General features: G+C 42.3%; 12 protein-coding genes and 3 pseudogenes. 7 read left to right on the plus strand and 8 right to left on the minus strand.

All coding sequences use genetic code 11. The annotated features are described in order from the left end of the window. Positions 1 to 59 precede the first annotated feature (59 nt). The 8 genes and pseudogenes from MKP07_RS21665 to MKP07_RS21690 all read right to left on the minus strand — a co-directional run bounded on the left by MKP07_RS21665 (position 60) and on the right by MKP07_RS21690 (position 5,097). Positions 60 to 986, minus strand: a complete 927-nt coding sequence (locus MKP07_RS21665; RefSeq protein ID WP_394803685.1) for an IS3 family transposase — start codon at positions 984 to 986, stop codon at positions 60 to 62. Between the two features lie 21 nt (positions 987 to 1,007). Further along, positions 1,008 to 1,156, minus strand: a pseudogene (locus tag MKP07_RS42830) (transposase); the annotation flags it as partial. Between the two features lie 21 nt (positions 1,157 to 1,177). Further along, on the minus strand, positions 1,178 to 1,837 hold the full coding sequence (locus MKP07_RS21670) for a DDE-type integrase/transposase/recombinase (RefSeq protein WP_240849046.1): 660 nt from the start codon (positions 1,835 to 1,837) through the stop codon (positions 1,178 to 1,180). 49 nt (positions 1,838 to 1,886) lie between these two features. After that, positions 1,887 to 2,176: pseudogene (locus MKP07_RS42835) on the minus strand (transposase). Between the two features lie 243 nt (positions 2,177 to 2,419). Then, positions 2,420 to 2,830: a DDE-type integrase/transposase/recombinase gene (locus MKP07_RS21680; protein ID WP_317236070.1), complete on the minus strand. Its 411-nt coding sequence runs from the start codon at positions 2,828 to 2,830 to the stop codon at positions 2,420 to 2,422. After that, a complete protein-coding gene (locus MKP07_RS42840) occupies positions 2,827 to 3,210 on the minus strand; it encodes a helix-turn-helix domain-containing protein (RefSeq protein ID WP_394803593.1) in 384 nt (127 codons plus the stop codon). The genes MKP07_RS21680 and MKP07_RS42840 overlap by 4 nt, the downstream gene beginning before the upstream one ends. Before the next feature lie 703 nt (positions 3,211 to 3,913). Beyond that, a complete protein-coding gene (locus tag MKP07_RS21685) occupies positions 3,914 to 4,453 on the minus strand; it encodes an energy transducer TonB (protein ID WP_240849050.1) in 540 nt (179 codons plus the stop codon). A gap of 17 nt (positions 4,454 to 4,470) precedes the next feature. Then, positions 4,471 to 5,097, minus strand: a complete 627-nt coding sequence (locus MKP07_RS21690; protein ID WP_240849052.1) for a L,D-transpeptidase family protein — start codon at positions 5,095 to 5,097, stop codon at positions 4,471 to 4,473. 292 nt (positions 5,098 to 5,389) lie between these two features. Here MKP07_RS21690 and MKP07_RS21695 point away from each other — a divergent pair, with 292 nt between their 5' ends. The 7 genes and pseudogenes from MKP07_RS21695 to MKP07_RS21720 all read left to right on the plus strand — a co-directional run bounded on the left by MKP07_RS21695 (position 5,390) and on the right by MKP07_RS21720 (position 12,893). Further along, a complete protein-coding gene (locus tag MKP07_RS21695) occupies positions 5,390 to 6,475 on the plus strand; it encodes a 5-(carboxyamino)imidazole ribonucleotide synthase (RefSeq protein ID WP_240849053.1) in 1,086 nt (361 codons plus the stop codon). A 65-nt stretch (positions 6,476 to 6,540) separates the two neighbouring features. Continuing rightward, entirely contained in the window at positions 6,541 to 7,152 is a 612-nt protein-coding gene (locus MKP07_RS21700; protein ID WP_240849054.1) for a GNAT family N-acetyltransferase, read from the plus strand. Between the two features lie 155 nt (positions 7,153 to 7,307). Beyond that, a complete protein-coding gene (locus MKP07_RS21705) occupies positions 7,308 to 7,628 on the plus strand; it encodes a hypothetical protein (protein WP_240849055.1) in 321 nt (106 codons plus the stop codon). Continuing rightward, complete coding sequence (locus MKP07_RS21710; RefSeq protein ID WP_240849057.1) at positions 7,625 to 8,362, plus strand: efflux RND transporter periplasmic adaptor subunit; 738 nt, start codon at positions 7,625 to 7,627, stop codon at positions 8,360 to 8,362. Before MKP07_RS21705 ends, MKP07_RS21710 begins: the two co-directional genes overlap by 4 nt. 147 nt (positions 8,363 to 8,509) lie before the next feature. Then, positions 8,510 to 8,971, plus strand: a complete 462-nt coding sequence (locus MKP07_RS39220; RefSeq protein ID WP_317235870.1) for an efflux RND transporter permease subunit — start codon at positions 8,510 to 8,512, stop codon at positions 8,969 to 8,971. Between the two features lie 32 nt (positions 8,972 to 9,003). Next, positions 9,004 to 11,635 (plus strand): annotated as a pseudogene (locus tag MKP07_RS21715) (efflux RND transporter permease subunit). 4 nt (positions 11,636 to 11,639) lie between these two features. Beyond that, positions 11,640 to 12,893 (plus strand): TolC family protein, encoded by a 1,254-nt coding sequence (locus MKP07_RS21720; protein WP_240849059.1) that lies wholly within the window; start codon positions 11,640 to 11,642, stop codon positions 12,891 to 12,893. Positions 12,894 to 12,923: the final 30 nt, after the last annotated feature.

The following is a 12,923-nucleotide window of genomic DNA, read 5'->3' on the forward strand; positions in this document are numbered from 1 at the left end:
CTCAATCCACACATCATTCCGAACGTAGGAGCCGCCGGCAGGCATAAGAAAAGTCTTTTTTATTGCTGTTGTTGAACCCATTTAATAAATTCTGCCGGGGTCATATCATTTAAAGAACTATGCGGCCTAAATTCGTTATACTCAATTCGCCAAGCTTCAATCTTTTCACTTGCGTCTTGTAAAGATAAGAACCAGTGGGCATTTAAGCACTCATCCCTTAAACTGCCATTGAAAGATTCTATGAACGGGTTGTCTGTTGGTTTACCTGGCCTGGAATAGTCCAGAGTTACTTTATTTTCATAAGCCCAACGATCAACTTCTTTTGAGATAAACTCACTTCCATTATCTGTTTGTATCCGTTTCGGAACCAAGCCTCTCTTAGATTTAATCTGTTGCAACGCTGTGACCACATCGCTGCCTTTTAATGACTGCCCCGCTATAATGGCCAAACATTCCCGACTAAAATTATCCACTATAGTTAATGCCCTGAATTTTCTGCCGTCAAAGAGCGCATCGCTCACAAAATCCATCGACCAAAACTGGTGCAATTCAGTATTCACCAGTCTTTCAAGCCTTTGTGCCGCAGCCCTGCATCGCCGCGGCTTTTTGCTTCTTAAGTTTAATCCTTCTTCTTTATACACCCGGTACACTCGTTTATGATTATCCCTCCAGCCTTCCCGCCTCAGCAGTATATATATCCGCCAAAGGCCATATCGCACACGTGTAACAGCAATCTCACGGATCCTGCTTCGTAGGGGTGCATCTTGCCTTCGATGGTGTTTGTAATAGTATACCGAATGATAAACCATCATTAACCTGCACGATCTTCGTGTTGATACCTGGTATTGCTGCCTCAGATATATCGCTAATTCCTTTTTCTGTGCAGGCTTCAGAGCTTTTTTTTTTATTACATCCTGTAGCATTTGCCTGTCAAGACTCAAATCGGCTACAATCTGTTTTAAACGGGCGTTTTCTTCTTTTAGCATTCTTAATTCCCGAAGTTCGGATACGCCCAATCCTCCATATTTTTTCTTCCAGTTGTAAAAGTAGCTTCCGAAATCCCCAGCTTCCGGCAGATCTCTTCCACCTTTACTCCCTGTTCTGATTGACGAATCGAAAACACAATCTGTGCCTCCGTAAACTTTGACTTCTTCATACGCAATATTTAATTTTTAAGTTATCGATATTGCGCCAATTTTCTACTTTTAATCGCTACGTTTTTTAGGGAGGAGGTCACGCGCCTTATACTCCCGTTTTTTCGTTCTATAAAAGCGTTTTGCATCGGCCTGCCAGGCTGAATAAACTGCAAGGTTATTGGTTTGTCCTTTTCGCTACACCATTGTTCCAGTTTATGCGATATAAATTCAGGCCCGTTATCACAACGAATAGTTGTCGGTATACCCCTGTGATTGATAAGCTTTTCCAATACTCTTATCACACGCAATGAGGGCAATGATGTATCTACTTCAATAGCTAAAGATTCCCTGTTAAAATCGTCTATGACATTGAACAAGCGATATCTGCGCCCATCCACAAGACTATCGCTCATGAAGTCGATACACCATACCTGATTGGGCCCTGTAGGCACTTCCAGGGGCTGCTTCACCCGTTCTGGCAATCGGCGTTTAGCTCTGCGGCGTATGTTGAGCTTCATATCTGTATACACCCGATAAATTCGCTTATGATTCCACCAATAACCTTTATTCCAAAGCCGGTAACAACATTGCCAAAAGCCGATCGCAATATGTTTGGTAGTAAGATCTGTTAATGCATTTTGTAGCTCTGTATCATTCTTAAGTTTTGCTTTATACTGATAGCTGGTTCGGGATAAACTCATCAGTTTACACGCCTTGCGGTTACTTAGCTGTCCATCTTTGGTAAGACATTCAACAGCTTCCCTTTTCTCCTGAGACGTTAGAACTTTTTTCTATCAAAATCTTCATTGCTCGATTCTCCAAACTCATCTCTGCAAACATCTTCTTTAACTCGGCATTTTCCTTCTCCAGTTCCCGCATCCTGGTCACATCTTTAACTTCCATACCTCCATATTTCGCTTTCCAGTTGTAAAAGTGGCATCACTGATACCTATCTCACGACAGATATCCTTAACTGCTATGCCGCCTTCCTGCTTCTTGATTGCTGCCACGATCTGGCTCTCTGTAAATTTCCTTTTCATCGCTATTTAAAATTTAAAGTTAACAAACCCATTCTGTGATATTTCAAGACATGTGAGACAAAATGCCTATCGATTTCTGTAGTACATTTTGCTGTTTCTTGGTATTATTTCGACTTCCTTTTCCCAATACTTTGTTGTTACATCTGGTTGAATAGGTATCAGGTGTTCCAGTTCAAGAAGTTTTTCGTTTGGGGTTTTACCATTCAATGATGCATGAGGGCGTTTGTAGTTATAGAAATTTTGTCATTCAAGTAATTTCATAGCAAGATCGAGAGTTCTTTCTTTACGATTAATGGTTGAATAAAACTCTGATTTATCTGTGAGTTGGGATCTTTCGACCTTTCCATTCAGATGTGGACTCCTAGGCTTAATGGGCCTGAATTTTATAAAATGAACCATTAGCTCTTCCTGGAATATATCATTGAAAAATTCGGTTCCCCAATCAGTTTGTATGCTATGTACAGGGAATTGAAAAGTATCAAGCACATAACCTAGAAAATCTACAGTTGATTCTGCTTTTTTATTGGGATAGAGTTTCATTGCTCTCATCCGGGTACAATCATCAATGGCCGTAAATTGATAGCATTTAGCGCCAATTTTAGTAACATCCATCTGAACCCGATCTCCTGGAATGGGCCTGCTGTAGCGGGTTATATGCCCATGCTTCCTATATTTTTTATATTAGACATTCCGCTCCCCTTAATTACTCGCCAAACTGTAGGTGCAGAAATGTCGATATTATGGACTCGAAGAAGATGAAGGCTTATTCTTTGTGGGCCAAAATTATACTCAACCCGTATGGCCTTTATAAGTGTGACTAATTCATCACTAACCTTTTGTTTAGCTAAAACTTTTGGGCGTGTGGAATGACCTTTTAGGGCATCCTTCCCATTATCTTTAAATCGCTTTATCCATCTGTACAAGGTAGATCGGGGAATACCACACTTTCGAGCAGCTTTACTTACTGAGCCCAGCTGTTCATAACACCTTATCCAGGTTTCTCTAGCTTTGATTTGCCTTTGCTTAGCATCCATTGAAAAAGGAATTAATAAATAACCTCCAACGCTGACCGCCTGCCGCGGGCTTGCTTGTTTTAAATAGTTGCCTTTAATAATTTTAACTTGGTAATGCCCGAATGAAGACAGGCAACTATTTAAAACAAGCCTTAACCAAATCTACGTAAATTAAGCAAAGAAAAAATGTAGCGAATGTGTTGAAACTTTACAGCTTATGCTATTCAACTTTATTCTTTTCCTAATGAAACAAATGAAGTTTTTACGCTTTGTGGTGATTCATATAGTAAGGTTGCTGACTCTTTTTCATCATTTATTGATTTGTACTTGAATAACTCCATTAAACTTCAGTTAGGCACATAAGCATTTTTTTGCAAAAAAAGTTTTTCTTCCAGCTTGTTTTTTACAAAGACCAGGCCCTTGCATATTTTGAACATTAGGACCCTAATGAGCTAAAACCGCAAAAGCCCAAAAAGTTGTTGGCTCCATTATTTGCCAAGCTTACATGCTCTTTTTCTTTTTTACATTAAGCGTAGAGCCAGAAAAGTGTACGGCCTTAACTATTAAACTGTGGTCAACTTAGTTTGATTTGCTGTTAGAGGCTAAGACCTATATGACAATGGGGGTTGCTAGTTGAACAAATAGAATCATTATTATCCCAGGGTACAAATGAAAAAATAAGCGCAACTTTTTTGATTGCGCTTTATTATAACTAAATTTCTGTTTAATCAATCCCTACTGTTACAGTCTGCACCATTTTCTTTGCCGTCGGTTTTTCGCGGTATATAGCGGGCGACCACTTAGGCATCTGTTGCATTTTTTCTATCAGCATATCATTAAATTCCTTATCCAGCCCTCTCAGTATCTTAAAATTGACAGGCGTGCCATCTTTGTCTACAATGAACTCTACCTGTGCATAAGTATGGGTAACACTATCAGGTAGGGATGGGATCATTTCTTTTCCCAGTTTTTTAAGAAAGGTTGTATATGCCTCAGTGCCTCCCGTAAATTCGGGCCATTTGGCTACCGCAGCTGTCTCCAGGTGTATTTCCCTTACAATAGGTTTAGTAGTGGTTTTAGGACGAACCTTTATTATTGGCTGAAACTTCGGTACTTTAGGCAAAGCATTGCTCACCACATATTGCCCGTCATCCTTGATCATAACAATAGGGATCTGCTTGTACTGCTCAAAGTAATCGTAAGCATCCTCCATTTTGTCCGAAAAATCTTTTAGCTCTTTATTTTCTTTGGTCAGCTTGCCCATGTATTCGTAACTCTTCTTTACATCATACTTAATAGGAAAATGTGCACCGGTATAAAGTCCAGGCCAACGGATTTACTGCTGGCTGTTAAAACATATAGCTCATCGATCTGGTCATCTTTAATAGGAATACAGCCCACTGTTGCACAGCCACCATGTATATAAATATCACCGCCGGGCTTTACAGGATCGCTCAAAACCCTGTCTGAAGCATTAGGGTAGTTGATGCCTAATGACAAATAATAAGCACTATTGGGGTTGAACTCATTAATATGGTAAAATCCTTCCGGTACCTGGTAGTCGCCTTCAAATCGCTTAGGTCCGAGTGTGCCTACCAATGCGCAAACCTTATAGATCTTTAATAATTTGTAGGGTTCTGTTACCGTATTCTTTACCCAAACCTCCAGCTGGCTATCGTACTTAAAAGAGCGGATATACATGTAGCGGGCAGGCCATTTCAGGTTTTTGGCCTCAAATAGTGCCTTTAAATTCGCTTCTTTGCGTGCAAAGGATTCGCGCGGACGTTGAAAGCCCATTTGGTAGGTGACAAAAGATGCCGTGGCTGAATTGCCGGCATAAGACGTTTGTGCCTGAACCTGGAAACCGCCGGAGAAAACAAGGATAATCCAAAAAATATTTTTCATCATCGAAGATAAATTGCCCGTTATAAAGATAAAACCGGAAGGCTCAAAACTAATTGTCAATACCAATATTTACAACGGTCCGGGAGCTGAATTGTTGACAATCAATGATTAAATAATTCATCGGACCAGGCATACACTATTTTGAGCCCACCTGATTCACTGTCTGCAAATTTAACAGTTACCACGCAAAATATGCATAAGTAAATGTTATAAATGGCAGTCCGCCAAAGCTGTTGCATACCTATCTTTGCGGCATGCAAAAAATAGGAATTCTCGGTGGGGACAATTAGGCAGAATGCTTTTACAGGCGGCCGCTAATTATCCGGTAACTACTTATGTGCTGGAAAATGATGAACATAGCCCGGCAGCTCATTTATGCCATTACTTTACCAAGGGCGATATCAAGAACTACGATGATGTATATAACTTCGGTAAAAACCTGGACGCCATTACTATAGAAATAGAAAATGTGAACATCGAGGCCCTGGAAAAGCTGGAACAGGAGGGCAAAACTATTTTCCCGAAACCGGCTGTTTTGAAGATTATTTGCAATAAAGCCACCCAGAAAAACTACTATACAGAACACCAGATTCCCACTTCTGCTTACATATTGACGCATAATATCGATGACCTGGCGCAACATACAGCGTTTTTACCTGCGGTGCATAAACTAGCTGAAGGCGGTTATGATGGGAAAGGTGTTCAGGTGATCAATGAAGAAAGTGATATCACCAAAGGTTTTGATGCATTGAGTGTTTTAGAAAAGAAGGTGAATATAGCCAAGGAAATAGCCATGATGATTGCCGTGGGCGTAGATGGGAAGTTGGCCTTGTACCCGGCTGTAGAGATGGTATTTGATACCAGCCTGAACCTGTTGGCTTTCCAGCTTTGCCCGGCTGAAATTTCTAAAGACATATATTATAAGGCCGAGGCGATTGCATTAGCTTCCGTGAAGAACCTTAATTCTCCAGGCATTTTTGCGGTAGAAATGTTTGTTACTCCAGAAGGAGATGTTTTGGTAAACGAAATGGCACCGAGAGTGCATAATAGCGGCCACCACACTATCGAGGCTCATTATAGTTCGCAGTTCGATATGCTTTGGAGGGTGATGTTGCAATATCCTTTAGGCAGTACCGATCCTATTAAATCTTCGTTAATGCAAAATATTATAGGTGCTGAAGGACATAGTGGTACTGCTCATTATGAGGGATTGGAAGAGATGCTGAAAATTGAGAATGCATTTTTCCATATTTATGGAAAGGCTGAAACCAAGCCTGGTCGTAAAATGGGACATGTAACCATCGTAAGTAATGAAAAGGTTGACCTGCTGCATAAAGCTAATAGGATCAAACATAATTTATCAGTGATCAGTAAGAAGTAGTCAATAGTGAAAAGTCAATGGTGAATAGTGAATAGTGAGTAGTGAGTAATCTGTAAATAGTTGCTATGAAGTGGTTGAATGAAGTTGTTTTGGAAACCGATAATGTACAGCTGATTCCTTTGAGGCTGGAGCACCGGAACGATCTGCTTGCTGCCGCCACCGATGGAAATCTTTGGGAGCTGTGGTTTACAAGTGTTCCATCTGAAGTAAACATTGATGCGTATTTAAGTAAGGCTTTATCTGATTTTGAAAACGATACAGCATTGCCTTTTACTGTTATAGACAAAAGAACGAATAGCATTATTGGTACTACCAGGTTTGCAAACGTGGTTAACGAACATAGACGGGTGGAAATTGGCTATACCTGGTATGCAGCATCCTATCAAAAAACCTATGTCAACTCAGAGTGCAAGCTCTTATTGCTGCAATATGCTTTCGAAGAATTGAAAGCGATTGCGGTTGAGTTTCGCACCAACTGGTATAATTTCTCTTCAAGGAATGCCATAGCCCGCCTGGGCGCCAAACAGGACGGCGTTTTAAGAAATCACCAATTCATGCCCGATGGCTCTTACCGGGATACCGTTGTATTCTCGATCATAGAAAGCGAATGGAACGCTTGTAAAACATCGCTTTTATACAAAATAGCTCAAATACACCAGCGGAACAAAAACAGCTGAGAACGAATACTTAATTATTTAAGATATTCCCGAATGTATAAAATGGAAGACCTAACGCGCCTGTTCTACTAAAAAATAAGGTTTCAAGCAGGAATTTTTATTTTTTAGCGTCTTATGTTGATTACGTACTTAATTTTAAGGCATAACGATATTTGATGATCCCAAGATATGTTCACCAAACTATAATCAGTGCAACGATCGCCTGTCTTTTTGCTGCATGTGGTTCTAAAAAGCAAGAGGCAAAATCTAAGCCCGCCCAACAACGTACTGCTCCCAAACTGGAAGCTTACATTGTTTCTACCCAATCTTTTTCCGACGCCATAGAAGTACCCGGCTCCATTGTTGCCAACGAGGTTACTGAAATACGGCCAGAAGTATCCGGCCGCATCGTGCTATTAAATATTGCCGAAGGTAAGGCGGTAGGAAAGGGGCTTTACTGGCAAAAATCTATGACGGCGATCTGCAGGCGCAGTTGAAAAAGCTGCAATCCCAGTTAGCCATCGCCCAAACGAATGAGAACCGGGCTTCCCGTTTGCTGGAAATACAGGGAATCAGTCGTAACGACTATGATATAACCTTATTAAATCTCAATAATATCCGTGCAGATATAGATGTGATCAAAACACAGATCTATCGAACAGAGATCCGCGCCCCTTTCAGCGGTAAGCTCGGGCTTAGAAATATAAGCCCGGGGGCCTATGTATCGCCTGCAGATATTATTGCTACCATTAACCAGGTAAGCGACCTGAAGCTGGACTTTTCCATTCCCGAAAAATATATTGGCAGCATTGAAAATGGTCAGCTGGTAGATTTCACGGTACAGGGAAGTGATAAAGTGTACACGGCCAGGGTTTACGCTACTGAATCTAATGTGGGCATTACCAACCGTAGCCTGTTGGTGAGAGCCCGGGTTAACGGAGCTACCAGCGCGTTGGTGCCAGGTGCGTTTGCAAAAGTAAAACTTGGGTTTGCAGCAAATAACAATGCCATATTTGTTCCTTCCCAATCGGTGGTGCCTACGATAAAAGGTAAACAGGTTATTTTATACCGTGGCGGTAAGGCTGTATTCAGCGATGTGGAGGTTGGCGCCCGCGATTCTGCAAGTGTTGAAGTAACCCGCGGATTGAAAGTTGGTGATACCATTCTTACCACAGGCATCATGACGACAAAGCCGGATGCGAAGGTGGAGATCGGGAAAATTGTGAAGTAGTGAAGGGAAATAGTGAATAGTGAATAGTGAATAGTGAATAGTGAATGGTGAGTAGGAATGAATATTTTATCCTGCATTAGAGCATCCCGTATCCAGTATCTCGTTTACAGCATCTAATATCTAAAATCTAAAGTTCAACGTTTACCAGTGAATATTTCTGAATTAAGTTTAAGAAGGCCGGTGCTGGCGATAGTGATGAATGTGGTCATTATCGTGTTTGGTGTTATTGCCTTCAAGTTTCTTGGGGTAAGAGATTACCCGGCTATTGATCCTCCTAATATTGGCGTACGCACCACTTATGCCGGTGCCAACGCAGATATTATTGAGTCACAGATCACCGAACCCCTGGAAGACGCGATTAACGGGATACCTGGTATTAGGAATATTACATCGAGCAGCAGTAACGGTAGCAGCAGCATTAACGTGGAGTTCGATGTGGGGGTAGACCTGGAAGCTGCAGCCAACGATGTGCGCGATAAAGTAGCCGCTGCGCAAAGGCAATTACCTCCCGACCTTGAAGCGCCTTCTTCAGTAAGCAAGGCAGATGCCAGTGCAGAGCCCATTCTTTCCATGACGGTACAAAGCGATACCAAGAACCCCTGGAGCTGACCGAATATGCCAATAATATTTTAATAGACCGTTTGCAAACCATACCCGGTGTAAGTAGTATTGATACCTGGGGTGAGAAAAGATTCGCCATGAGGCTTTGGCTGGATCCCAATAAAATGGCAGCTTTTAATATTACGCCCGAAGAGATCCAATCTGCTTTACAAAGAGAAAATATTGAGCTGCCTTCGGGTAAGCTCACCGGCGATAATACCGAGCTGACGATTCGCACTTTCGGCCGGCTGGATACGGAAGAAGAGTTTGCTAATATTGTAATAAAAAATGTAAACGGAAGCGATATACGCGTTAAAGATGTAGCTAATGTTGTATTAGGTCCGGAAAATGAAGAAAGCGCTTTAAAAGAAAGTGCTGTGCCGATGGTGGCGCTGGCAATTGTTCCGCAGCCGGGAGCTAACTATGTGTCAATTTCAGATGAATTTTATAAGCGCCTGGAAGATATTAAAAAAGAAGTACCTGCTGATATCAAGCTGAATATAGCGTTGGATCAAACGGAGTATATCAAGAAATCGATCCTGGAGGTAGAAGAAACGCTGATTATAGCTATTGGGCTGGTGGTATTGATCGTGTATTTGTTTTTTAGAGACTGGTTACTGTCTATCCGTCCATTGATTGATATTCCTGTATCATTGATTGGCGCTTTTTTCATTATGTACATTATGGGGTATACCATCAATGTATTAACGCTATTGGCAATTGTACTGGCAACCGGGCTGGTGGTGGATGATGGTATAGTGGTGACAGAGAATATCTTTAAGAAACTGGAGCAGGGCATGAGCAAGCGGAAAGCCGCGCTGGAAGGCTCTAAAGAGATCTATTTTGCGGTAATTGCAACTTCTATCACCCTGGCCGTTGTGTTCCTGCCTATTGTATTCCTGGAGGGGTTCGTAGGCCGTTTGTTCAGAGAGTTTGGGATTGTGGTAGCAGGCGCAGTGTTGATCTCGGCATTTGTATCGCTAACCCTTACACCGGTCCTCAACGTTTTTATTTCGAAGAAAGACGTGCATAAGCACTCCTGGTTCTACCTGAAAACCGAACCGTTTTTTACAGGAATGGAAAGCCTGTATGAGCGTACACTGAAAGCCTTTATGAAGCTGCGCTGGATTGCCTGGGTTGTGATTGCAGCTTGTTTTGTGGTTATTTATTTCCTGTTTACCAATATACAATCAGAGCTGGCGCCGATGGAAGATAAAAGCCAGTTCAGGTTAAGCTTAATGGCACCCGAGGGAACCTCTTTCCTGGCCATGGACCAGTATGTAAACAAAGTGTCACAGTTCCTGATCGATTCCGTACCCGAACATGAGATTGTACTTTCAATAACAGGCTCGCGAATGAGTGGCGCCGCTAATAACGGGATGATCCGGGTAAGACTGGTAAAACCCGGAGACAGAGATCGTTCACAAAAAGAAATAGTAGAATATGTAAATAAGCATGTTTCTCAATATACCGAAGCAAGGGCTTTTGCCAACCAGGATCAAACCATACAAGTAAACCGGCGCGGCGGGCAGGCCGTACAGTTTGTGTTACAGAATAATGACTTTGATAAGCTGTCCGAAATACTGCCGAAGTTTTTAGATGAGGCCAACAAGAGTGATATACTGACACAGGTAGATGCGGATCTTAAATTTAATAAACCCGAACTGCGTGTACATGTAGATCGTCTTAAAGCTGCACAATTAGGAGTTTCTATTGCTGATGTGTCGCAGGCGCTGCAAACCGCTTACAGTAATCAACGCCTGGGATATTTTACCCGCAGCGGTAAACAATACCAGGTAATGGCACAGGTAGACAGGATAGATCGGGATGATCCAAACGATTTGAAAAAGATCTTTGTACGCAATAATGCGGGCAGCTCATCAGCCTTGATAATATCACCAATTCTGTTGAATCTACCACGCCGCCTACGATCTATAGGTTTAACCGTTACAAATCTGCAACCGTCTCTGCCAACCTTTCCGAAGGTCATACTGTAGGTGACGGAGTTAAGGAAATGGAACGTATTGCCAATAAGATGCTGGACGAAACATTTACTACTTCTTTAACCGGCTCCGCCCGGGACTTTGCGGAGAGCAGTGGTAACACTATGTTCGCCCTGTTGCTGGCCATAGGGTTAATATACCTCATTCTGGCTGCACAGTTCGAAAGCTTTATTGACCCCTTCATCATTATTCTTACTGTACCGATGGCTTTTGCCGGGGCTTTTATTTCTCTTTGGATATTTGGACAGACCTTTAATATCTTTTCGCAGATCGGTATGATCATGCTGATCGGTTTGGTAACCAAGAATGGTATATTGATCGTAGAGTTTGCCAACCAGAGCCGGGAGAAAAAGGTATGGGCAAAACGGAGGCGGTGGTGTATGCTGCTGGTCAGCGTTTGCGCCCGATATTAATGACAAGCCTGGCAATGGCTCTGGGCGCATTGCCGATCGCTATGTCATTAGGTGCTGCGGCAACCAGCCGTATCCCGTTAGGTATTGTAATTGTTGGAGGTATTATATTTTCGCTGGTACTAACACTATATGTGTTGCCCGCTATTTATAGCTATATGGCATCAGGCAAAGAAGTAAAAACATTTGAAGAAGTGTTGGCAGACGAGGAAAAGGAGCTGGCTAAAACAAGCGGAGATGAGGCGCATGACAAAAAATAGTAAAATGAAAGGATTGTACAGGCATCGGTTGTTGATGATACTGGTGGCATTGATGGCATTGAGCACCAGCTCCCGGGCACAGCGCATATTAACGCTGGAAGAGGCAATTGCTACTGCATTGCAGAATAATTATGATATACAGATCGCTAAAAATGATTCGCTGGTTGCAGCAATAGATTATAGCTATCGCAACGCTGTTTTTTTGCCAACGATTAATGCTGATGCGGCACGAACCTATAATAACAATAACCAGCGTCAAACGCTGGCGGACGGAACAGAGCGAAAGTCGAACGGGATCCGCTCCAATAACCTGCAGGCGAGTATAGGGCTGGATTGGGTATTGTTTGATGGTTTTCGCATGTTTGCCACAAGGGACAAAGCTGCGGCTTTTTTGCAAGCGGGCTCTCATACTGCTAAAGCCCAGGTCATTAATACAGTGGCGCAGGTAGTGAATACTTACTATAATATTTCACGCCAGCAACAATTGATCAAAGCTACTGATGTACAGATAAGGCTGAATAACGACCGGTCGCGCCTGGCGCAATATAAACTGGAAATAGGTAGCGGCGCAAAGCCCGATGTACTGCAGAGCAAGGTAGACCTGAACGAGCAAAAGTCTTTGAAAATGCAGCAGGAAACACTAATAGGCCAGCTAAAGCAGCAGCTGATACAGGCTATGAACAGTAATATAAAAGAGCATGAGTTTTCTATACCTGATACCATCCCGTTAAATGCGTACATTGCCCTGGGTGATATACAGGAAGGTATTGACCAAACAAATCCCGACCTTTTGCTGGCCCGTTCCAATATCGAAATAGCTAAATATACATTGAAAGAAACCAAGGCGGGTTTATGGCCCACTATTGCATTTGGCTCAGCCTACAATTACAGCCGTACGGTTAATAAAAGAGTATTGAATAATTTTTCTACTCTATTCAACCAGTTAAATGGTTATAATTATGGTTTTACTGCTACGGTACCCATCTTTAACCAGTTCAGGGTGCGCCGGCAGATAAGGCAGGATCAATTAAGCGTCAACCTGCAGGAACTCAGTTATGAGAACCAGCGCTCACTAATCAACCTCTCAGTGATCAATGCTTTTAAGGATTACCAGCAGCAGCAAAAGTTTTTAAAACTGGAGGAAGAGAGTATTGCGCTGGCAGAAGAAAACGTGACTATTGTATTTGAAACCTATAAGCTGGGCAGCTACCCTGGTACAATTAAGGGAAGCGCAGCTGAGTCTGGCACAGGCTTATGACCGTTTGATAGCGGCACGTTATAACCTGAA

The organism is Paraniabella hibiscisoli, from assembly GCF_022512515.1.
GTDB classification, from domain to species: domain Bacteria; phylum Bacteroidota; class Bacteroidia; order Chitinophagales; family Chitinophagaceae; genus Niabella; species Niabella hibiscisoli.